Genomic DNA, 21,921 nt, shown 5'->3' on the forward strand with positions numbered 1-21,921 from the left:
ATGCTTGAAATCGAAATCGACGGCAAGAAGGCCGAGGTACCCGACGGCAGCACGGTGATGGATGCCGCGCAGCAGGTGGGTGTCTACATTCCGCACTTCTGCTACCACAAGAAGCTTTCCATCGCCGCCAACTGCCGCATGTGTCTGGTGCAAGTGGAGAAGGCGCCCAAGCCGCTGCCGGCCTGTGCCACTCCCGTGACCAACGGCATGAAGGTGTTCACCCACTCCGAGCTGGCCGTCAAGGCCCAGAAGGGTGTGATGGAATTCCTCCTCATCAACCACCCCCTGGACTGCCCCATCTGCGACCAGGGCGGCGAATGCCAGCTGCAGGATCTTTCCGTGGGCTACGGCGGCGTCAAGAGCCGCTACCAGGAAGAGAAGCGGGTGGTGTTCCACAAGGACATCGGCCCCCTCATCTCCATGGAGGAGATGAGCCGTTGCATCCACTGTACCCGTTGCGTGCGCTTCGGCCAGGAGATTGCCGGCATCATGGAACTGGGCATGGCGAACCGGAATTTCCATTCCGAGATCACCACTTTCATGGCCCGCACCGTGGATTCCGAGCTGTCCGGCAATGCCATCGACCTGTGCCCGGTGGGTGCCCTGACCTCCAAGCCTTTCCGCTACAGCGCCCGCACTTGGGAACTGCAGCGTCGCAAGTCCGTCAGCCCCCACGATTCCCTCGGCGCCAACCTGGTGGTCCAGGTCAAGGGCAACAAGGTCATGCGCGTTCTGCCCCGTGAAAACGAGGAAGTGAACGAGTGCTGGATTTCCGACAAGGACCGTTTCTCCTACGAAGCCCTGAACAGCGAAGAGCGCCTGACCAAGCCCATGGTCAAGCAGGGCGGCGAATGGAAGGAAGTGGAGTGGAACGTGGCCCTGGACTACGTGGCCCACGGTCTGAAGGACGTCTCCCGTGAGTTCGGCGGCGATGCCCTGGGCTTCCTGCTGTCTCCCCACGCCACCCTGGAAGAACTGGCTCTGGCCAAGAAGCTGGCTGCCGGCCTGGGTTGCGACAACGTGGACTTCCGCCTGCGTCAGCGCGACTTCTCCGCCGACGGCAAGCGTACCGGCACTCCCTGGCTGGGCCTGAAGCTGGCCGAGATCAAGGATCTGGACGGTGCCCTGGTGGTCGGTTCCTTCCTGCGCAAGGATGCCGCCCTCTTTGCCCAGCGCCTGCGCCAGGCCGCCAAGAAGTTCACCAAGGTGAGCTTCATCGATGTGGCCGGCGATGACCAGCTGATCAACACCCATGCCCGTCTGACCCTGGCCCCGGCCGACCTGATCCGCGGTCTCGGTGCCGTGGTCAAGGCCGCCGCCCTGATCAAGGGCGTGGCAGTGCCCGCCGGTCTGGACAGCCTCAATCCCTGTGAAACCGCCCAGAAGATCGCCCAGTCCCTGGTGGATGGCGAGAAGAAGGCCGTGTTCCTCGGCAGCGTGGCCCAGCAGTCCGGCGACGCCGCCCAGCTGCAGGTGCTGGCCAACGAACTGGGCAAGATCACCGGCGCCACCGTCGGCTTCATCGGCGAGGCCGCCAACAGCGTCGGCGGTTATGTGGCCGGCGCTCTGCCGGGCAAGCTCAATGCCCGCACCATGCTGGAACAGCCCCGCCAGGGCTATCTGCTGCTGAATGCCGAGCCCGAGTTCGACTTTGCCAATGCCCAGCAGACCCTGGCCGCCCTCAAGCAGGCCAAGCTGGTGGTGTTCATGTCCGCCTTCAAGCACGCGCCGGCCCTGGAGTACGCCGATGTGATGCTGCCCGTTGCCCCCTTCACCGAAACTGCCGGTACCTTCGTCAATGCCGAAGGCCGTGTGCAGAGCTTCAACGGTGTGGTGCGGCCCCTGGGCGAAGCCCGTCCGGCCTGGAAGATCTTCCGCGTCCTGGGTAATGTGCTCAACCTTTCCGGCTTCGATTACGAAAGCGCCGAAGCAGTGCGCGACGAGTTGCTGGGGCAGGGCACCGAATTCGCCGCCGGTCTCGACAACGGCATCAGCGGTGTGAATGTGGCACTGGCCCCGGCCCCTGCCGGTCTGCAGCGGGTGGGCGATGTGCCCATCCACTTCGCCGACACCCTGGTGCGTCGCGCGCCTTCCCTGTTGCGCACCCGTGACGGGCAGGCCCCCGTGGCCCGCATCAACGGCGCCACGGCAGCCCAGTTGGGTCTGGAAGAGGGCGCCCAGGTTCGTGTGCGCCAGGGCGACGGTACTGCCACCCTGACCCTGAAGCTGGACGAAGGGACTCCTGCCGGTTGCGTGCGGGTTCCCGCCGCCCATGCCGCCACTGCGGCCTTGGGTGACCTGTTCGGCACCATCACCGTGGAGCGTGCATGATGGATATGCTGCAGCAATTCATTCAGGGCGTTTTCGGCCCCGCCTGGCCGGTGGTCTGGAACCTGCTCAAGATCGTCGCCGTGGTTGCCCCCCTGCTGCTGGGTGTGGCCTACCTGACCTACTTCGAGCGCAAGGTCATTGCCTACATGCACGTGCGGATCGGTCCCAACCGGGTCGGTCCCCTGGGCCTGATCCAGCCGATCGCCGACGGCCTCAAGCTGTTGCTGAAGGAAATCATCGTTCCGTCCGGTGCCGACAAATGGGTCTATCTGATTGCTCCCGGCCTGGCCATCGCTCCGGCGCTGGCAGCCTGGGCGGTGGTGCCCTTTGCCGACGGCCTGGGTGTGGCCAATATCGATGCCAGCCTGCTCTACATCATGGCCATCGCCTCCATGGGCGTGTACGGCATCATCCTGGCCGGTTGGGCTTCCAACTCCAAGTACGCCTTCCTCGGTGCCATGCGTTCCGCGGCCCAGATGGTGTCCTATGAAATCTCCATGGGCTTTGCCCTGGTGACCGTGCTGATGGTGTCCAACAGCCTGAACCTCACCGAAATCGTGCGGGCCCAGGATCACGGCATCTTCGCCGGCATGGGCCTGACCTTCCTTTCCTGGAACTGGCTGCCCCTGCTGCCCATGTTCATTGTCTATCTGGTCTCAGGCGTGGCTGAAACCAACCGGGCCCCGTTCGACGTGGTGGAAGGTGAATCCGAAATCGTGGCCGGCCACATGGTGGAATACTCCGGCATGGCGTTCGCCCTGTTCTTCCTGGCCGAATACGCCAACATGATCCTGATTGCAGCCCTGACCTCCCTTTTGTTCCTGGGCGGCTGGCTGTCTCCGGTGGGATTCCTGCCCGACGGCTTCTTCTGGCTGGCCGCGAAGATGTCCTTCGTGCTGTTCCTGTTCCTCTGGTTCCGTGCCACCTTCCCGCGCTACCGTTTCGACCAGATCATGCGTCTGGGCTGGAAGGTGTTCATTCCGGTTAGCCTGGTGTGGTTCACCGTGGTCGGCGTCTGGATGATGTCGCCCCTGAACATCTGGAAGTGAGGATTACACCATGGGTGCCATGAAAGATATTGTTAAGAGCCTGTTCCTCAAGGAACTGTTCCAGGGTATGAGCGTTACCGGGCGCTATTTCTTCGCCCGCAAGATCACCGTTCAGTATCCGGAAGAGAAAACTCCGCAAAGTGCGCGCTTCCGTGGCCTGCATGCCCTGCGTCGCTACCCCAACGGGGAAGAGCGCTGCATCGCCTGCAAGCTGTGTGAAGCGGTCTGTCCGGCGATGGCCATCACCATTGAAGCGGCCCAGCGGGATGATGGTTCCCGTCGCACCACGCGCTACGACATCGACCTGACCAAGTGCATCTTCTGCGGTTTCTGCGAAGAAGCCTGCCCGGTCGATGCCATCGTCGAAACCCGCATTTTCGAGTATCACGGCGAAAAGCGCGGCGATCTCTACTACACCAAGCAGATGCTCCTGGCCAACGGCGACCGCTACGAAGCGCAGATCGCCGCTGACCGTGAAGCCGATGCCAAATTCCGCTGACGGGACCTGAAATGGAATTCAAGACTGTCGTTTTCTACTTCCTGTCGGCGATTCTGGTTTACGCCGCCCTGCGGGTGATCACTGCCCGTAACCCGGTCCATGCCGCCCTGCATCTGGTGCTGTCCTTCTTCAGCGCCGGTGGCGTATGGGCGCTGCTGCAGGCCGAGTTCCTCGCCATCTCCATCGTTCTGGTCTATGTCGGCGCGGTGATGGTGCTGTTCCTCTTCGTCGTCATGATGCTGGACATCAACATCGACCGCATTCGCGAGGGCTTCTGGAACTACCTGCCCCTGGGGGCCGTGGTCGGCCTGCTGATGGTCGTGGAAATGGGCGCCATCCTGGGTAGCCAATACCTCGGCGCTGCCGAAGCCCAGGTGCCCCAGACTGCCGCCGGTGTCTCCAACGTCAAGGAACTGGGGCGTCTGCTCTTCACCGAGTACGTCTATCCCTTCGAACTGGCGTCGGTGATTCTGCTGGTGGCCCTGATCGCCGCCATCGTCCTGACCCATCGGGGCGCCAAGAAGACCAAGTACACCGATCCTGCCAAGCAGGTGTTCGTGAAGGCAGCCGACCGCATCCGCGTTTTGCAGATGCCGGCCGAAAAACAGGACTAAACAACGTGGCTGCGGCCTGGCCGCAGTCTGCTGAAGAAGGATAAGGGAGGCCCCTTGCTTACTCTGTCGCATTTCCTCGTGCTTGGCGCGATTCTCTTCGCCATCAGCGTGCTCGGTATCTTCCTTAACCGGAAGAACCTGATCGTGCTGCTCATGGCGATCGAACTGATGCTGCTGGCGGTGAACATGAATTTCATCGCGTTCTCCCATTACATGCAGGATCTGGCCGGGCAACTCGCCGTTTTCTTCATCCTCGTCGTCGCCGCGGCCGAATCTGCAATCGGCCTCGCCATCCTGGTGGTGCTGTTCCGCAATCTGCGCACCATCCATGTGGATGATCTGGACAGCCTGAAGGGTTAAGCATCTATGGATATGAAGAGCCTCTATCTGCTGGTTCCCCTGGCCCCCCTGGCGGGTGCCATCGTCGCCGGCCTGTTCTGCCGCGTCATTCCCCGCTGGCTGGCCCACACGGCCACCATCCTGGGAGTGGCCGTGGCGTTCATCACCTCCATCGTCATCTTCCAGGACGTGCTGGCGGGTAACAGTTTCAACGGCACCGTCTATCAGTGGCTGGCCAGCGGCGAATACAAGTTCGAAGTGGGTTTCCTGATCGACAAGCTGACGGTGACCATGATGCTGGTGGTGACCTCCGTCTCCCTGATGGTGCACCTCTACACCATCGGCTACATGCAGGAAGACCCCGGCTACAACCGCTTCTTCAGCTACATCTCGTTGTTCACCTTCTCCATGCTGATGCTGGTGATGAGCAACAATTTCATGCAGCTCTTCTTCGGCTGGGAAGCCGTGGGCCTGGTTTCCTATCTGCTGATCGGCTTCTGGTACACCCGTCCCACCGCCATTTTCGCCAACATGAAGGCCTTCCTGGTGAACCGGGTCGGTGACTTCGGTTTCATCCTCGGCATCGGCCTGGTGCTGGCCCATTTCGGCAGCTTGGACTACGCCACCGTGTTCGCCAAGGCGCCTGAACTGGCTAACAAGACCATCAACATCTGGGGTTCCGCCGATTGGTCCCTCATGACCGTTGCCTGCATCTGCCTGTTCATCGGCGCCATGGGCAAATCCGCCCAGGTGCCGCTGCACGTGTGGCTGCCCGATTCCATGGAAGGCCCGACCCCCATCTCCGCCCTGATCCACGCGGCGACCATGGTGACTGCCGGCATCTTCATGGTGGCCCGCATGTCCCCGCTGTTTGAACTGTCCGACACGGCGCTGTCCTTCGTCCTGGTGATCGGTGCCACCACCGCCCTGTTCATGGGCTTCCTCGGCATCATCCAGAACGACATCAAGCGCGTGGTGGCCTATTCCACCCTGTCCCAGCTGGGTTACATGACCGTGGCCCTGGGCGCTTCCGCCTACTCCGTGGCCATCTTCCACCTGATGACCCACGCCTTCTTCAAGGCCCTGCTGTTCCTCGGTGCCGGTTCCGTCATCATCGGCATGCACCACGACCAGGACATGCGCAACATGGGCGGCCTTCGCAAGTACATGCCCATCACCTGGATCACGTCCCTGATCGGTTCCCTGGCCCTGATCGGCACGCCGTTCTTCGCCGGCTTCTACTCCAAGGACTCCATCATCGAAGCGGTGGCCCTGTCCAACATCGCCGGCGCCAAGTACGCCTACTTTGCGGTCATGGCCGGTGTCTTCATCACTGCCTTCTATTCCTTCCGCATGTATTTCCTGGTCTTCCATGGCGAGGAACGCTTCGGCAAGGCTCACCACGATCATCATGGCGACCATGAGGACGAAGAACCGGCCGACGACCACCACCACGGCCTGGCTCCCGGTCAGAAGCCCCACGAGTCTCCCTGGGTGGTGACCGTGCCCCTGATCGCCCTGGCCATTCCGTCCGTGATCATCGGTTACATCGCCATCGAGCCCATGCTCTTCGGCGACTACTTCAAGGGCGTCATCCACGTCAATGAAGAGGCCCACCCGGTGATGGAAGCCCTGCATCACCACTTCCATGGTGCCGTCGCCATGGCGCTGCACGCCGTGACCACCCCGGTGTTCTGGCTGGCCTTCTCCGGCGTTGCCCTGTCCTGGTTCTTCTACATGAAGCGCCCCGACATCCCGGCTGCCATCAAGGCCCGTTTCTCCGGTATCTACACCCTGCTGGACAACAAGTACTACTTCGACAAGTTCAACGAAGTGGTCTTTGCCGGCGGTGCCCGCCTCCTGGGCCGCGGCCTGTGGAAGGGCGGTGACGTGGCGCTGATCGACGGTCTGCTGGTGAATGGTTCCGCCCGTCTGGTGGGAGCGATCGCTTCCGTGGTCCGCTTCTTCCAGTCCGGCTACATCTACCACTATGCCTTCACCATGATCATCGGCGTGTTCGTGCTGCTGACCCTCTGGTTTAACCGCGCCTAAGCTAGAAGACTGGGATCAATATGTCTGGTTACTTGCTCTCTCTCGCCATCTGGACCCCGATTGTGGCCGGTCTGGTGGTGTTGTTCACCGGCTCCGACCGCAACGCGCCCCTGGCCCGCGGCCTGGCCCTGCTCGGAGCCGTCCTGGGTCTGCTGGTGACCCTGCCGCTCTATACCGGTTTCGACAAGGCCACCAGTGCCATGCAGTTCGTCGAACAGGCCTCCTGGATCGCCCCCTTCAACATCAACTACCACCTGGGGGTGGACGGCATTTCCATGCCCTTCGTCATCCTCAACGCCTTCATCACCATTCTGGTGGTGCTGGCCGGCTGGAAGGTGATCGAGCAGCGGGTGGCCCAGTACAACGCCGCGTTCCTGATCATGTCCGGTCTGCTCAACGGCATCTTCTGTGCTCTGGACGGCGTGCTGTTTTACGTCTTCTTCGAGGCCAGCCTGATTCCCCTGTACCTGATCATCGGCATGTGGGGCGGCCCCAACCGGGTTTACGCCGCCATCAAGTTTTTCCTCTACACCCTGATGGGCTCCCTGCTGTTCCTGATCGCCCTGATCTATCTCTTCTTCCAGTCCGGCGGTTCCTTCTCCATCCAGGACTGGCATCAGCTGCCCCTGGATCTGACCACCCAGATCTGGCTGTTCCTGGCTTTCCTGGTGGCCTTCGCCGTCAAGGTGCCGATGTGGCCGGTGCACACCTGGCTGCCCGATGCCCACGTGGAAGCGCCCACCGGCGGTTCCGTGGTGCTGGCCGCCATCGCCCTGAAGCTCGGTGCCTACGGTTTCCTGCGCTTCTCCCTGCCAATCGCTCCCGATGCATCCCATGAGCTGTCCGGCTTGATGATCGGCCTGTCCCTCATTGCCGTCATCTACATCGGTTTCGTTGCCCTGGTGCAGGCCGACATGAAGAAGCTGGTGGCCTACTCCTCCATCGCCCACATGGGCTTCGTCACCCTGGGCTTCTTCATGCTCAACCCCCTGGGCGTCGAGGGTGCGCTGGTGCAGATGATTTCCCACGGCTTCGTTTCCGGCGCCATGTTCCTTTGCATCGGCGTGCTGTATGACCGCATGCACAGCCGCCAGATTGCCGATTACGGCGGCGTGGTGAACACCATGCCCAAGTTTGCCGCCTTCTTCATGCTCTTCTCCATGGCCAACGCCGGCCTGCCTGCCACTTCCGGCTTCGTCGGCGAGTTCATGGTGATCCTGGGGGCCGTCGAGTACAACTTCTGGGTTGCTTTCGCTGCCGCCACCACCATGATCGTTGGCGCTGCCTACACCCTCTGGATGTACAAGCGGGTGGTTTTCGGCGCCGTCGCCAACAGCCACGTGGCCGAACTGGAAGACATCAATGCACGGGAATTCTTCTTCCTCGCCATCCTGGCCCTGTGCGTCCTGGGCATGGGCCTGTATCCCCTGCCTTTCACCGAAGTGATGCATGCGTCGGTCAATGACCTGCTGCAGCACGTGGCCCAGAGCAAACTCCAATAATGGAAGCCGCCATGCTGACGAATTTCGTTATTCCCGACCTGCTGCCGGCAGCGCCGGAACTCTTCATCCTGGCCATGGCCTGCGTGATCCTCATTGTGGACCTGTTCGTCAAGAGCAAGGCCCGCACCCTGACCTTCGCGCTGACTCAGCTGACCCTGGTCGGTTGCGCCGCCATCACCTACATGACCAGCACGGGGGAGATCACCTATACCTTCTCCAACATGTTCGTCGATGACCTGATGGCGGACCTGCTGAAGCTGTTCCTCGACCTCACGGTCATCGTGGTCCTCTTCTATGCCCGCGGCTACATCGCCGAGCGGGTCTCCATGGCCAAGGGCGAGTTCTACGTCCTGGTGCTGCTGGCGACCCTGGGCATGATGGTGATGATTTCCGCCAACCATCTGCTGACCCTGTACCTGGGCCTGGAAATGATGTCCCTGTCGGTCTACGCCATGGTCGCCCTGAACCGGGATTCGACCCAGGCTACCGAAGCCGCCATGAAGTACTTCGTGCTCGGCGCCCTGGCCTCCGGCCTGCTGCTGTACGGCATCTCCATGGTCTACGGCGCCACCGGCACCCTGGAAATCACCCAGGTGGCCCAGGCCCTGGCCCAGGGCGCGGTCAACAAGACCATCCTGATCTTCGGCCTGGTGTTCCTGGTGGCCGGCATCGCCTTCAAGCTGGGCGTGGTTCCCTTCCACATGTGGATTCCGGACGTCTATCACGGCGCTCCCACCCCGGTGACCCTGTTCATTGCCTCCGCCCCCAAGCTGGCCGCCTTCGCCATGGTCATCCGCCTGCTGGTCAACGGCCTGTTCTTCCTGGCGCCCGATTGGCAGCAGATGCTGATGATCCTGGCCGTGCTGTCCATGGCCATCGGTAACCTGGCTGCCATCGCCCAGACCAACATCAAGCGCATGCTGGCCTATTCCGCCATCTCCCACATGGGCTTCATGCTGCTCGGCATGGTTTCCGGTGTGGTCGGCGGCGATGCCCGTTTCGCCCTGAATGCCTACAGCTCCTCCATGTTCTACATGGTGGCCTACGTCATCACCAGCGTGGCCGGCTTCGGCATGATCCTGCTGCTGGCCCGGGCCGGTTTCGAGGCCGACTCCCTGGACGATTTCAAGGGCCTGAACAAGCGCAGCCCCTGGTTCGCCAGCATGATGATGGTGGTGATGCTGTCCATGGCCGGCATCCCGTTCTTCGTCGGCTTCTTCGCCAAGTTCGCCGTGCTGCAGGCGGTCGTCGCCGCCGGCTACATGTGGCTGGCCATCGCCGCCGTGCTGTTCTCCCTGATCGGCGCCTTCTACTACCTGCGGGTGGTGAAGCTGATGTACTTCGATGCTCCCCTGGACGAAACCCCCATCGCCTCCGGCTTCGACACCAAGCTGCTGCTGTCCGCCAACGGCCTGGCGGTGGCCCTGCTGGGTCTGTTCCCCCAGACCCTGATGTACCTCTGCGCCGTGGCCCTGGTGCGCTCCCTCTGAGGCGCCTTCCAGCCCCGCTCAGCAACGCCCCGGCAGCCCCGGGGCGTTTTCTTTTTCCTTGTTGCAACCCTTGCCGGAGCCATGCGTGGAAAGTCAAACCAAGCCCGATGCCCATCTCGTCGAAGAAACCCTGAGTACCGAGCAGGTCTGGCGGGGCCGCCTGCTCGATGTTCGCCGTGACCAGGTGCGTCTGCCGGACGCCCATGAGGGGGTGCGGGAGTACATTGTCCATCCCGGTGCCGTGGTGATCATTGCCGTGCTCGATAATGGCAAGCTGCTTTTCGAACGCCAGTACCGCCACCCGGTGGGGCAGGTGTTCCTCGAACTGCCTGCCGGCAAGATCGATCCGGGGGAGGAAATACTGAAGACCGCCATCCGCGAACTGCGTGAGGAAACCGGCCATGCCGCGGGTCAATGGCGCTATCTGGGGGTCATGCATCCCTGCATCGGCTACTCCAACGAGCGCATCGAGATACTCCTGGCCCGGGAACTGATCCGGGAGTCGGCTCCCCAGTTGGATCACGGCGAGCATCTGGAGGTGATCGAAATGTCCCTGGAGGAGGCTGCCGCCGCCATCCGCGACGGGCGCCTGACCGATGCCAAGACCATCACCGCCCTCTATTGGGCGGAAAAGGTGCTGCAGGAAGGCTGGTGATCTAGGTCACCAAAGCAAAAGGCCCGCAATTGCGGGCCTTTTGCTTGATATCAGCCGTTGCTCAGACGGTATCGTCGCAGACCACCCGGTCGCGGCCGCTCTGCTTGGCGCGGTACATGCGCTGGTCAGCCTTTTCCACCAGGGTTTTCCAGTCCAGGGTCTGGTCTTCCAGGCGCTCGGCGATGCCGATGCTGGCGGTCACCGGCGAGCCGTCCGGACGCAGGCCGAAGCCGGCCTGGCGCATCCGCCGCATGGCCTGCTGGGCCTGTTCCAGATCCGTGTTGGGCATGATCAGGATGAATTCCTCGCCGCCCCAGCGGGCCAGCATGTCGCCCCGGCGCAGATTGTTCGAAATGGAGTCGGTGGCGCCCACCAGGACGCTGTCGCCGGCCTCGTGGCCATAGCGGTCATTGACGGCCTTGAAGTTGTCCAGGTCGAGGAAGGCGATGGCCAGGGGAGCGTTGCTGCGGGTGGAGATGATGAACTGCAGTTCCAGCACTTCCTCGCCGCTGCGGCGGGAGAAAATGCCGGTGAGGGGATCCCGCACGGCCTGGCGTACCAGGGCGATCATGAAGGCGAGCTGGGATAGTCCGGCCAGGGTGGACACACCGGTGATCAGGGTCAGCAGCCAGAAGGCGCCGGCAAAGGACGGCCAGTCCAGTGTGGCCCAGCTGATGATGCCGGAGACGGCCTGGGCCAGCAGCATGGGCAGGGCGAAGAGGATGTTCTCCAGCAGGGTCAGGGGGAAGATGGAGAGTCCCGCCAGCAGGACGAAGGGCAGGAAGGCGTAGCCGGCACCGATGGCGGCCTGCATGCCGGTCAGCTGGTAATTGACCAGCAACTGGTGGGTGGCGACGTAGAAGACGGTGGGGATGGCAAACAATATGGCCATGGCCCGGTAGGCGTCCGTGAGGCTGCCGGAGGGGCGGTAGTAGAGCACCAGCAGGGCAAAGGCGACGCTGGCCAGGATGCGCATGGAGGCCAGGGCGAACCACAATGGGAAGGGGAAGACCAGGTAGTCGATGATGCTCCACAGGGGCGTCAGGACGGCGAAGAGGAAGGCGAACAGGCGCACCCGGTTCACGATCATGGTCGCACGCCGCCGGGAGAGCAGAGTGAGGTGGAAATGGGGTGACACCAGCCAGGCCAGCTCGGCCTGGTTCAGCTCGCCGGGCATGAGGCCGGTGAGGCGGTGCCAGACGATATGTGCAAGTCGACTGGTCATGAAAAAGGGTCTTTTGTCTCGATGTAGCCTGTCGTGTTGTTGGTTGTACGGTGCCCCAAAAACAAGGGCAGCCCGCAGGCTGCCCGAGAGGATAGCATCAAATTGTTGCGCTGCGCTTAGCCGCAGGAGCCCACGGCGCCGCAGGCGGTGCAGAATTCGCAGCCATCCTTTTTGATGACCGTGGTATTGCCGCATTCGCTGCACAGCTTGCCCTGGGTGGGGCGAACGCTGTTGGAGGCTTCTTCCGGCGCTTCCAGGATGCCCATCTGCTGCAGGGGCACGCCCTGCTCGTCGAGGATGCCGAGCATGGCGTAGCGGTGGATGATGAGCTGGGCCAGGTAAGCCACCGTGGACGGGTAGTTGGTCTGGCGGCGGGTGCCGGGCACGAAGGCCATGAAGTCGCCCAGGGGTTCCGGGTAGTCCAGCAGCTTGCGCAGCTTCATGCCGATCCAGGCCGGGTCCACCACCCGCATGTCGAGGGAGAGCAGCTTGCACAGGCCGTCCAGGGCGCGCGGATAGTTGCCGGAGAGCCACATGGAGTAGGGGCGGGTGACGCCGTCGGGCAAGGTGATTTCCTTCAGGCCCAGGACGAAGTCTTCGCCGGTGGTCGGGTTGAAGACATCCACCGTCCAGGACAGGGTGCCGTCGGTGCCGGTCTTCGGTTCCTTGGCGCTGAACATGGCGTCCACCACCGGAGTCGGGCCTTCGTGCTTCATGGCACCCAGCTGCTCCACACGCCAGTGGATCACCTGGGCCATGGCGGAAACGATGGAGGGCATGCGCTTGTGCTCGCCGTGGGGCGGGAAGGGCAGGTCGAAAGCGTCGCCCGGGGTCTTGGCCAGGGCATCCAGCTTCATTTCCAGCAGGCCCCGGTCATTGGCCCGCATGTCCATGGACAGGGTCTTGGCCACGGCACCCAGGCCGCGGGGCACGTCGGGACCGTTCACCCAGATCTCGAAGGGCCAGGAGCGGCGTGGGGCGCCTTCCTCTTCCTGCTCCACATGGCCGACGAAGAGGGCGAACTTGCCCTGGGGGTAATCGAGCATGTAGGTCCAGGCCATGTTGCCTTCCGGCAGGGTGGGGCGGCCGGGCCAGCGCAGGGAGGCCAGCACGGGGGCCGGCAGGTTCTTGATGGAGAGGCGGCGGTTGGCGTCGGAGACGAAATCCTGGGGGTGATTCTTTTCCTCTTCAGCCTGGGCCTGGGCCTTGGTCGGCTCGACGGAGAGCACGGAGCCCAGGATGCTGTTGGGCCGGTAGGTGGCCAGGCCCTTGAGGCCGGACTTCCAGGCTTCCACGTAGAGGTCCTGGAAATCCTCGTAGGGGTAGTCGCCGGGCACGTTCACCGTCTTGGAGATGGCGGTGTCGATGTAGGGGGCGACGGCTGCCACCATGTCCTTGTGGGCGGCGGCGGAAATTTCCAGGGCGGTGACGAAGTAGTCGGGCAGCTTTTCCACATTGCCGCCCTGGTGCTTGTAAAGGCGCCAGGCGTAGTCTTCCACCGCGTATTCCTTCAGGGTGCCGTCGGGCATGCGCTTCTTCCGGTTGTAGGTCCAGGAGAAGGGCGGCTCGATGCCGTTGGAGGCATTGTCGGCGAAGGCCAGGGAAATGGTGCCGGTGGGGGCGATGGACAGCAGGTGGGAATTGCGCAGGCCGTGCTTGCGGATTTCGGCCTTGACCTCGTTGGGCAGGCGGGAGGCAAAGTTGCCGCCGGAAAGGTACAGCTCGGCGTTGAAGAGGGGGAAGGCGCCCCGTTCCTTGGCCATTTCCACGGAGGTCAGGTAGGCGGTGTCGCGCATGAATTCGGAAATGCGGGAGGCCATGGCCCGGGCTTCGGCCCGGTCGTAGCGCAGGCGCAGCATGGCCAGGGCGTCGCCCAGGCCGGTGAAGCCGAGGCCGATGCGGCGCTTGTTGGCGGCTTCTTCCTTCTGCCGTTCCAGGGGCCAGTGGGTGGCGTCCAGCACGTTGTCCAGCATGCGGGTGGACACCTTGATCACTTCACCGAAAGCGTCGAAGTCGAACTCGGTCTGTTCGGAGAAGGCGTTCTTGACGAACAGGGTCAGGTTGATGGAACCCAGGCAGCAGCAGCCGTAAGGCGGCAGGGGCTGTTCGGCGCAGGGGTTGGTGGCCTCGATCTGCTCGCAGTAATTAAGGTTGTTGTCCTTGTTGATGCGGTCCAGGAAGAGGATGCCGGGTTCGGCGTGGTCGTAGGTGGACTTCATCACCTGGTCCCACAGGTCCCGGGCCCGTACCTTGCGATAGACCCACATGCCGTCCTCGCGCTGGAAGGCGCCCTGGGACTTCATGTCGGCGTTGGGTTCGGCCTTGTGCACCAGTTCCACCTCGCCGTCGGCTTCCACCGCCTGCATGAAGGCATCGGTGACGCCCAGGGAAATGTTGAAGTTGGTCAGGTCGCCCTTGTCCTTGGCGTGGATGAAGTCCTCGATGTCCGGATGGTCGCAGCGCAGCACGCCCATCTGGGCGCCGCGGCGGGCGCCGGCGGATTCCACGGTCTCGCAGGAGCGGTCGAAGACGCGCATGTAGGAGACGGGGCCGGAGGCACGGGACTGGGTGCCCTTGACCTGGGCGCCCACAGGCCGGATGGAGGAGAAGTCGTAGCCGACGCCGCCACCGCGACGCATGGTCTCGGCGGCCTGGGCCAGGGCGGTGTAGATGCCGGGACGGCCGTCCACCACTTCAACGATGGAGTCGCCGACCGGTTGCACGAAGCAGTTGATCAGGGTGGCGGCGAGATCGGTGCCGGCGGCGGAGTTGATGCGGCCGGCGGGGACGAAACCGTTTTCCTGGGCCCAGAGGAATTTTTCTTCCCACTTGGCCCGGTCCTTCTCGTGTTCGACGGCGGCCAGGGCGCGGGCAACGCGGCGGCGCACGTCATGCACGTTCATTTCCTTGCCCTTGGCGTACTTTTCCACCAGCACTTCGGTGGAGATTTCCTGCTCGGGCAGCGGGGCAAATTCGGGTGCTTCGGGAATGGCGGACAGGGAGAGCTGTTCGGCGACCTGATTCATGGGTTTCCTCTCCAAAAATGTGGGTATGCGGTTGGTAATATGCCCCGGTAGTCCGGAGTCGAATGGGAGGTAAAGCTACTACATGTAGTGGTGCTAGGCAAATGCTTGACTAGATGTAGTTGTTGCGCTGTTCCCGGGGTGGTTCGCGGAAAGGCTGGAAAAATCAGGATTGGCACATTTTTTGACAATAAAACGGTGGTTCCGTTTGCAGCCGGTGGAACAAAAAATACCTAGGGGGAGGGCGGGGGAGTAGGGGGTGGTCCGGGGTAGTCCGGTCACAAAATCCGGTGGGGCGATTGGCCGATGGCCGGGGCCGTCCAAGGGCGGCGGTGGCGGTCCGGGAGTCCGGACCGCCGAGGGGTGTTGCGGCTATTACAGGTTGAGCAGGGTGGCGGTGTGGCGGGCGATCATCCATTCCTCGTTGGTGGGGATCACCAGCACGTCCACGGTGCTGCGGGGTTCGCTGATGCGGTTGGCGTGCAGAGCGTTGGCCGATTCGTCGATGCTGATGCCCAGCCAGGAGGCCTGCAGACAGACGCGACGGCGCACTTCGGCTGCGTGCTCGCCGATGCCGCCGGTGAATACCAGGGCGTCGATGCCGCCGATGGCGGCCGCCAGGGAACCCAGCTCCCGCACCACGCGGTAGCAGAAGAGATCCACCGCCTCCTTGGCTTCCGGCTTGTCGCTGGCCAGCAGGGTGCGCATGTCCGGGGAAATGCCGGAAACGCCGAGCAGGCCCGACTCTTTGTACAGCAGCTTGGTCAGGGCCTTCACGTCCATGCCCTTGTTTTCCATCAGGTACAGCATCACACCCGGGTCCAGGGCGCCGGTACGGGTGCCCATCATCAGGCCCTCGACCGCGGTGAAGCCCATGGTGGACACCTGGCTCTTGCGATCCACCATGCCGCACATGGAGGCGCCGTTGCCCAGGTGGGCCACCACCACCCGGCCATTGGCCCGGGGCGAGTAGTCCGGCAGCACCCGGGCGATGTACTCGTAGGAGAGGCCGTGGAAGCCGTAGCGTTTGACCCCTTCGCCGGTGATCCAGCGGGGCAGGGCAAAGGCCTGGGCCACGGGGGCTTGGGTACGGTGGAAGGCGGTGTCGAAACAGGCCACCTGGGGCACTTCCGGCATCATGGTGCGCAGGGCATCGACGCCGTCCAGGTTGTGGGGCTGGTGCAGGGGCGCCAGGGGAATGAGCCGGGTCAGGTGCTCGATGATGTTGTCGTCGAGCTTCATGGGGCGCGAATAGCGCTCGCCGCCATGGACCACCCGGTGGCCCACGGCCACGATCTTCCAGCCCTTTTCATGGTCGTGCAGCCAGGAGATGAGGAACTCCAGGGCCTCGTGGTGCTGGCTTTCCGCATCGCCCTGGAGCGGGATGTCCACGTCGTCCAGCTTCTTGCCCTTGTCGTCCTTGGCCTTGATGTGGGCCTTGACGCCGATGCCGTCGATCTGGCCGGAGAGCACGGGTTCAGCAGCGATGCCGCCGCCGTTCTCCAGCTCGTAGAGGGAGAACTTGATGGAGGAGGAGCCGGCGTTGAGGGTGAGGACGGCGCGGGTCATTGGTTCTGCTTCCGGTAGGCGTGGGCCATCAGGGCGGCAATGGCGCAGGACGCGGTGCGGGTCTCGGCGGTGTCGGCGCGGGAGGTCAGCACGATGGGGCACTTGGCGCCCAGCACGACGCCGGCGGAAAGGGCGTTGGCCAGGTATTCCAGCTGCTTGGCCACCATATTGCCGGACTCCAGGTCAGGCACCACCAGGATGTCGGCCTGACCGGCGACGGCGGACTTGATGCCTTTGGTCTTGGCAGCCACCAGGGAAACGGCGTTGTCGAAGGCCAGGGGGCCGTCCAGCAGGCCGCCCTTGATCTGGCCCCGGTCGGCCATCTTGCACAGGGCGGCGGCATCCAGGGTGGACTGGATCTTGGGATTGACCGTTTCCACGGCGGAAAGGATGGCCACCTTGGGTTCCGGGTTGCCCAGGATGTGGAAGAGATCGATGGCATTCTGGATGATGTCCACCTTGTCTTCCAGGGTCGGCGCGATGTTGATGGCCGCATCGGTGATCATGATGGGCTTGGGATAGGTGGGCACGTCCATGTAGAAGACGTGGGAGATGCGGCGGGAGGTGCGCAGGCCGTTGGCCCGGGATACCACCTCGCCCATCAGCTCGTCGGTGTGCAGGCTGCCCTTCATCAGGGCCTCGCAGTCGCCGTTGCGCACCAGGGTCACGGCCATGGCGGCGGATTCGTGGCTATGGCGGGTATTGACGATGCGGATGCCCGTCAGGTCCAGTCCGTTTTCTTCGGCGACGGAGCGGATCTTGGCCTCCGGACCCACCAGGAAGGGTTCGATGAGGCCGGCCCGGGCGGCGAAGATGGGGCCCTTCAGAGATTCGGCATCGCAGGGATGGGCCACGGCCACGGGAATGGGTTCCAGGCCGGCGGCGGTGGCCAGCAGGGCCTGGTAGCGGGCTTCCTTGTCGCTGATGGTGAATTCGGGCAGGTGCACCCGCTCGCGGCGGATCTTCTCCGTCGGCGCCAGCACCTCGGCGGTGCCGCTCACCACCTGCAGGCCTTCCTGGTTGGTGCATTGGCAGTCGAAGAGGATGTGCTTGTTATGGTCGAACTTCTGCTTGGCGGTGATGGTGATGGTCACCGTGTCGCCGATGGTCACCGGCCGGGAGAAGTGCAGGGACTGGTCGACGTAGATGGTGCCCGGCCCCGGGAACTGGGTGCCGAGCACGGTGGAAATGAGGGCGCCGCTCCACATGCCATGGGCCACCACCTCCCGGAAAATGCCGCTCTGGGCGAATTCCGGGTCCACCACGGAGGGATTCACATCCCCCGACATGATGGCGAACAGCTTGATGTCTTCCGGACGCAGGGTCCGGATCAGGGTGGAAGAGTCTCCCACCTGGATTTCGTCGAAAGTCTTGTTTTCGATGTACTGCTCGGTGTGCTCAGCGTGCATGGCGCCTCCCGTTTTTGATTGTGTGGAGCTCTTAGCCGACGATGTTGTAGCCGCCGTCAATGTAGATGGTACCGCCGGTCAGGGTCTTCGCCACATCGCTGCACAGGTAGGCGGCCAGGGCGCCGACGTCGTCGATGGAGACCAGGCGGTGCAGGGGGGCCCGTTCCACGGCGTCCTTCATCAGGTCGTCGAAGTGGGCGATGCCGGAGGCGGCGCGGGTGGCCAGGGGGCCCGGGGAGATGGCGTGCACCCGGATGCCCTTGGGGCCCAGCTCGGTGGCCAGGTAGCGGGTGGAGGCCTGCAGGGCGGCCTTCACCGGGCCCATCATGCCGTAGTTGTCCACCACTTCATCGGCGCCCAGGTAGCTCATGGTCAGCAGGGAGCCGCCGTCCTTCATCAGGGGCTCGGCCAGCTTGGCCATGCGGATGAAGGAGTGGCAGGAAATGTCGATGGCCCGCAGGAAGCCCTGGCGGGAGCAGTCCACCACCCGGCCGTGCAGGTCTTCCTTGGGGGCGAAGGCGATGGAGTGCAGGAGGAAGTCCAGCTTGCCCCACTTCTGTTCGATGGCGGCGAAAACAGCTGCCAGCTGATCGTCCTGTTCCACGTCCAGGGGCAGCACCAGGGGGGCGGCCAGCAGCTCGGCCAGGGGGCGCACGTGGGGTTCGGCCTTTTCATTCAGGTAGGTGACCGCCAGTTCGGCGCCGCAGATGTTGAAAGCCTTGGCGCAGCCGTAGGCAATGCTCTTGTTGTTGGCGATACCGACGACCAGGCCTTTTTTGCCGTTGAGGTTGAACATTTGCAGAACTCCAGGTTAGTTGAATGAAGGTGAACCATCCGGCGTCCAGTCTGGACCGGGGCCGTTATTGCAATCCTGTTTTCGTTATCATGCCGCATTTTGTGTTGCGGTGCAGCATATCGATTTTGACCTAGATCAAGGCCTAGTGGCAGTAGGACCTTAGCGGACGAGGGATAAGCCGGTATTTCGTTCCGATGACGTCCCCGTTACAGCGGCTTGCGCTGTGTCAACGTTTTTGCATTGACCATACCTATAATCCTCCGGCATGACCTTACAAGGGGGAGGGATTTTGGAACCGATTGCCAATTCTCTGGATGCAGTCCTCGAGGCGGTTTTGAGTAAACGCCGCCGGGACCCCACCCAACTGCTGCAAATTCTCCGGGAAGTGCAGGAACAGGTGGGCTACATCCCCTCTCCCGCCCTCACCGCCATCGCCGCCGCCCTGAAGCTGCCCCGGGCCCGGGTCGAGGGCGTGGCCGGCTTCTACTCCTTCCTCCATCTGCAGCCGGTGGGCAAATACCGGGTGCTCTTCTCCGACAACGCCACCGACCGTCTCCTGGGCAATCTGGACCTGCTCGGCACCATGTGCCAGAAGCTGTGGGTCGAACAGGGCAAGGTGTCGGAAGACGGCCTGGTCTCGGTGGACGTCACCTCCTGTACCGGCATGTGCGACCAGGGTCCGGCCCTGCTGGTTAATGGCCGCCCCATCACCCGTCTCACCCACCAGCGCGTCAATGAAATCTGCGAGCTGATCCGTTCCCGCCGGCCCCTGTCCCTGTGGCCCCAGGAATACTTCCGGGTGGAGGACAACATCCGCCGCAAGGACGATCTGCTCAATACCGTGCTGGAGCCGGGGGCTGCCCTGGCGGCGGCCATGGCCCTGGGGCCCGAGGCCTGGCTGGGCGAGGTGCAGAAGTCCAGCCTGCGCGGCCGTGGCGGCGCCGGCTTCACCACCGGGGTCAAGTGGGAGGCCTGCCGCAACGCACCCGGCGAGGAGCGGGTCATCGTCTGCAACGCGGACGAAGGTGAGCCCGGCACCTTCAAGGACCGGGTGCTGCTGACCTCCTATCCGGACCACGTGTTCGAGGGCATGACCCTGGCGGCCTACGCCACCGGCGCCCGCCAGGGCTTCCTCTATCTGCGGGGTGAATACCGCTACCTGCTGGAGCCCCTGGAGGCGGCCCTGCAGCGCCGCCGGGAGGCCGGGCTGCTGGGGCAGGGCATCCGGGGCCAGGCCGGTTTCGATTTCGACATCGAGATCCATCTGGGGGCCGGCGCCTATGTCTGCGGCGAGGAAACGGCCCTGATCGAGTCCCTCGAAGGCAAGCGGGGCACGCCCCGCATCCGCCCGCCCTTCCCGGTGATCAAGGGCTATCTGGGGCGGCCCACGGTGGTCAATAACGTGGAAACCCTGGCCAAGACGGTGCTGATCGCCCTGGAAGGAGCCGAGCGCTTCGCCGCCGTCGGCACCGCCCAATCCACCGGCACCAAGCTCCTCTCCATATCCGGCGACTGCGCTTTTCCCGGCATCTACGAGTATCCCTTCGGCGTTTCCATCGAGCAGATCCTGGAGGATTGCGGCGCCACCGACGTGCAGGCGGTCCAGGTGGGCGGCGCTTCGGGCACCTGCCTGGCGTCCTACGAGTTCCACCGGGGCATTGCCTACGAGGACGTGCCGACGGCCGGTTCCTTTATGATCTTCGATACCAGCCGGGACCTCTTCGAGGTGGCGCGCAACTTCGTCCACTTCTTCGCCCACGAGAGCTGCGGCTTTTGCACCCCCTGCCGGGTCGGCACCTCCCTGCTGCAGAACTTCATGGACAAGCTGGCCACCGGCCACGGCGCCAAGTACGACCTGGCCGACATCGAGTGGATCAACCGCCTGCTCAAGGCGGCCAGCCACTGTGGCCTGGGCCTGGCCGCCGCCAACCCGGTAGTGGAGACCCTGATCAAGTTCCGCCCCGCCTACGAGCGTCGGCTCCAGTCCCTGGATTTCGCTCCCGCCTTCGACCTGGACCAGTCCCTGGCCGAGGCCCGGCGCATGACCGGGCGCGACGATGCCGACGCCCACCTGAGTTCCGTGGAGGCCCACTGATGAGCGATACCAAGAAATTCCTGCTGGACGGCAAGCCGGTGCTCTTCCAGGATGGCCAGACCATCCTGGAGGCCGCCCGCCAGGCCGGCCACTACATTCCCCACCTGTGCTGGCATCCGGATTTCCCGGCCCACGGTTCCTGCAAGCTGTGCATCGTCAAGGTGGGCGGACGCCACGTCTCGTCCTGCGCCATGCCGGCCAAGGAAGGCATGGAGGTGGAGAGCAATACCCCGGAGATGAACGGCGAGCGGCGGGCCCTGCTGCAGATGCTGTTCGTCGAGGGCAACCATTTCTGTCCCTCCTGCGAGAAGAGCGGCAACTGCCAGTTGCAGGCCCTGGCCTACGACCTGGAAATGCTCTCCGCCCATTTCAACCATTTCTATCCCAACCGGCCGGTGGATGCCTCCCACCCGGACGTCCTACTGGACTTCAACCGCTGCATTTTCTGCGAGCTGTGCGTGCGGGCCAGCCGGGACATCGACGGCAAGAGCATCTTCGCCCTCACCGACCGGGGCATCCACAAGCACCTGGTGGTCAATGCGGAAAGCGGCCGCCTGGCCGACACGGATTTTGCCGCCAGCGACCGGGCGGCCAACATCTGTCCCGTGGGCGTCATCCTGCACAAGCGCCAGGGCTTTGCCAGGCCCATCGGCGAGCGGGACTACGACGCCAAGCCCATTAGCGTGGTGGCCATGGAAGAGGTGGAAAAATGATCGTTTCCGGACGCAAGCTGCGGGTCGCCACCACCTCCCTGGCCGGGTGCTTCGGCTGCCACATGTCCTTCCTCGACATCGACGAGCATCTGCTGGAACTGGTTGAACTGGTGGAATTCGACCGTTCGCCCCTGACCGACATCAAGCACTGCGGCCCCTGCGATATCGGCATCATCGAAGGCGGCGTCTGCAATGCGGAGAATGTCCATGTGCTGCGGGAATTCCGCAAGCACTGCAAGATTCTCATCGCCCTCGGCGCCTGCGCCGTCACCGGCGGCCTGCCGGCCCAGCGCAACCACCTGGACGTAGGCCAGTGCCTGCAGGAGGTCTACCACACCTGCATCGGCGTCGAATCCCTGCCCGGCGGCCAGGTACCCAACGACCCGGAATTGCCCCTGCTGCTGGACAAGGTCCATCCCATCCACGAAGTAGTGCGGGTGGATTACTTCATCCCCGGCTGCCCGCCCTCGGGGGAGGCCATCTGGAAGTTCCTGACGGACCTTATCGCCGGCCACACGCCCCGGCTTTCCCATCCCATCCTGCGTTTCGACTGAGGCTTG

The 21,921-nt window shown here is 63.5% G+C and carries 17 protein-coding genes; 12 read left to right on the forward strand and 5 right to left on the reverse strand.

The genetic code is table 11. The annotated features are described in order from the left end of the window. The 9 genes from nuoG to ACLSSQ_RS07080 all read left to right on the forward strand — a co-directional run bounded on the left by nuoG (position 1) and on the right by ACLSSQ_RS07080 (position 10,531). Complete coding sequence (gene nuoG, locus ACLSSQ_RS07040; protein ID WP_416244150.1) at positions 1-2,331, forward strand: NADH-quinone oxidoreductase subunit NuoG; 2,331 nt, start codon at positions 1-3, stop codon at positions 2,329-2,331. Next, positions 2,331-3,380: an NADH-quinone oxidoreductase subunit NuoH gene (gene nuoH / locus ACLSSQ_RS07045; RefSeq protein ID WP_043799532.1), complete on the forward strand. Its 1,050-nt coding sequence runs from the start codon at positions 2,331-2,333 to the stop codon at positions 3,378-3,380. Before nuoG ends, nuoH begins: the two co-directional genes overlap by 1 nt. A gap of 10 nt (positions 3,381-3,390) precedes the next feature. Then, positions 3,391-3,879: an NADH-quinone oxidoreductase subunit NuoI gene (nuoI, locus tag ACLSSQ_RS07050; protein ID WP_014238057.1), complete on the forward strand. Its 489-nt coding sequence runs from the start codon at positions 3,391-3,393 to the stop codon at positions 3,877-3,879. A gap of 11 nt (positions 3,880-3,890) precedes the next feature. Beyond that, a complete protein-coding gene (locus ACLSSQ_RS07055; protein WP_014238056.1) occupies positions 3,891-4,493 on the forward strand; it encodes an NADH-quinone oxidoreductase subunit J in 603 nt (200 codons plus the stop codon). A 54-nt stretch (positions 4,494-4,547) separates the two neighbouring features. Next, a complete protein-coding gene (gene nuoK / locus ACLSSQ_RS07060) occupies positions 4,548-4,853 on the forward strand; it encodes an NADH-quinone oxidoreductase subunit NuoK (protein ID WP_014238055.1) in 306 nt (101 codons plus the stop codon). A gap of 6 nt (positions 4,854-4,859) precedes the next feature. After that, on the forward strand, positions 4,860-6,884 hold the full coding sequence (nuoL, locus tag ACLSSQ_RS07065; RefSeq protein WP_130458754.1) for an NADH-quinone oxidoreductase subunit L: 2,025 nt from the start codon (positions 4,860-4,862) through the stop codon (positions 6,882-6,884). A gap of 20 nt (positions 6,885-6,904) precedes the next feature. Beyond that, positions 6,905-8,386, forward strand: a complete 1,482-nt coding sequence (locus ACLSSQ_RS07070) for an NADH-quinone oxidoreductase subunit M (RefSeq protein ID WP_014238053.1) — start codon at positions 6,905-6,907, stop codon at positions 8,384-8,386. Between the two features lie 11 nt (positions 8,387-8,397). Next, positions 8,398-9,876: an NADH-quinone oxidoreductase subunit NuoN gene (nuoN, locus tag ACLSSQ_RS07075; RefSeq protein WP_416244151.1), complete on the forward strand. Its 1,479-nt coding sequence runs from the start codon at positions 8,398-8,400 to the stop codon at positions 9,874-9,876. An 85-nt stretch (positions 9,877-9,961) separates the two neighbouring features. Further along, the gene (locus ACLSSQ_RS07080) at positions 9,962-10,531 is read left to right on the forward strand and encodes an NUDIX domain-containing protein (RefSeq protein WP_416244152.1); all 570 of its coding nucleotides are present in this window, start codon (positions 9,962-9,964) and stop codon (positions 10,529-10,531) included. A 61-nt stretch (positions 10,532-10,592) separates the two neighbouring features. On the opposite strand, the gene ACLSSQ_RS07085 is transcribed toward ACLSSQ_RS07080, so the two are convergent. The 5 genes from ACLSSQ_RS07085 to fabI all read right to left on the reverse strand — a co-directional run bounded on the left by ACLSSQ_RS07085 (position 10,593) and on the right by fabI (position 18,553). Then, positions 10,593-11,756, reverse strand: coding sequence for a sensor domain-containing diguanylate cyclase (locus ACLSSQ_RS07085; RefSeq protein ID WP_014238050.1), 1,164 nt, complete (start codon positions 11,754-11,756; stop codon positions 10,593-10,595). A 116-nt stretch (positions 11,757-11,872) separates the two neighbouring features. Further along, positions 11,873-14,782, reverse strand: coding sequence for an adenosylcobalamin-dependent ribonucleoside-diphosphate reductase (locus ACLSSQ_RS07090; RefSeq protein ID WP_416244153.1), 2,910 nt, complete (start codon positions 14,780-14,782; stop codon positions 11,873-11,875). A 372-nt stretch (positions 14,783-15,154) separates the two neighbouring features. Further along, entirely contained in the window at positions 15,155-16,348 is a 1,194-nt protein-coding gene (locus ACLSSQ_RS07095) for an acetate/propionate family kinase (protein WP_014238048.1), read from the reverse strand. Further along, entirely contained in the window at positions 16,345-17,757 is a 1,413-nt protein-coding gene (locus tag ACLSSQ_RS07100; protein ID WP_416244154.1) for a bifunctional enoyl-CoA hydratase/phosphate acetyltransferase, read from the reverse strand. The genes ACLSSQ_RS07095 and ACLSSQ_RS07100 overlap by 4 nt, the downstream gene beginning before the upstream one ends. A 31-nt stretch (positions 17,758-17,788) precedes the next feature. Continuing rightward, complete coding sequence (gene fabI, locus ACLSSQ_RS07105; RefSeq protein WP_014238046.1) at positions 17,789-18,553, reverse strand: enoyl-ACP reductase FabI; 765 nt, start codon at positions 18,551-18,553, stop codon at positions 17,789-17,791. Between the two features lie 265 nt (positions 18,554-18,818). Here fabI and ACLSSQ_RS07110 point away from each other — a divergent pair, with 265 nt between their 5' ends. From ACLSSQ_RS07110 to ACLSSQ_RS07120, 3 genes are read left to right on the forward strand one after another with little or no spacing between them, the layout of a single operon-like run. Next, positions 18,819-20,648, forward strand: a complete 1,830-nt coding sequence (locus ACLSSQ_RS07110) for an NAD(P)H-dependent oxidoreductase subunit E (RefSeq protein ID WP_416244155.1) — start codon at positions 18,819-18,821, stop codon at positions 20,646-20,648. Next, positions 20,648-21,361 carry a 2Fe-2S iron-sulfur cluster-binding protein gene (locus tag ACLSSQ_RS07115; RefSeq protein WP_416244156.1) on the forward strand — a complete coding sequence of 238 codons (714 nt, stop codon included), beginning with the start codon at positions 20,648-20,650 and terminating at the stop codon, positions 21,359-21,361. The genes ACLSSQ_RS07110 and ACLSSQ_RS07115 overlap by 1 nt, the downstream gene beginning before the upstream one ends. Then, positions 21,358-21,915, forward strand: a complete 558-nt coding sequence (locus ACLSSQ_RS07120; RefSeq protein ID WP_014238043.1) for an NADP oxidoreductase — start codon at positions 21,358-21,360, stop codon at positions 21,913-21,915. The genes ACLSSQ_RS07115 and ACLSSQ_RS07120 overlap by 4 nt, the downstream gene beginning before the upstream one ends. Positions 21,916-21,921: the final 6 nt, after the last annotated feature.

The sequence above is a fragment of the Azospira sp. APE16 genome (genome assembly GCF_047901315.1).
Classification (GTDB): domain Bacteria; phylum Pseudomonadota; class Gammaproteobacteria; order Burkholderiales; family Rhodocyclaceae; genus Azospira; species Azospira oryzae.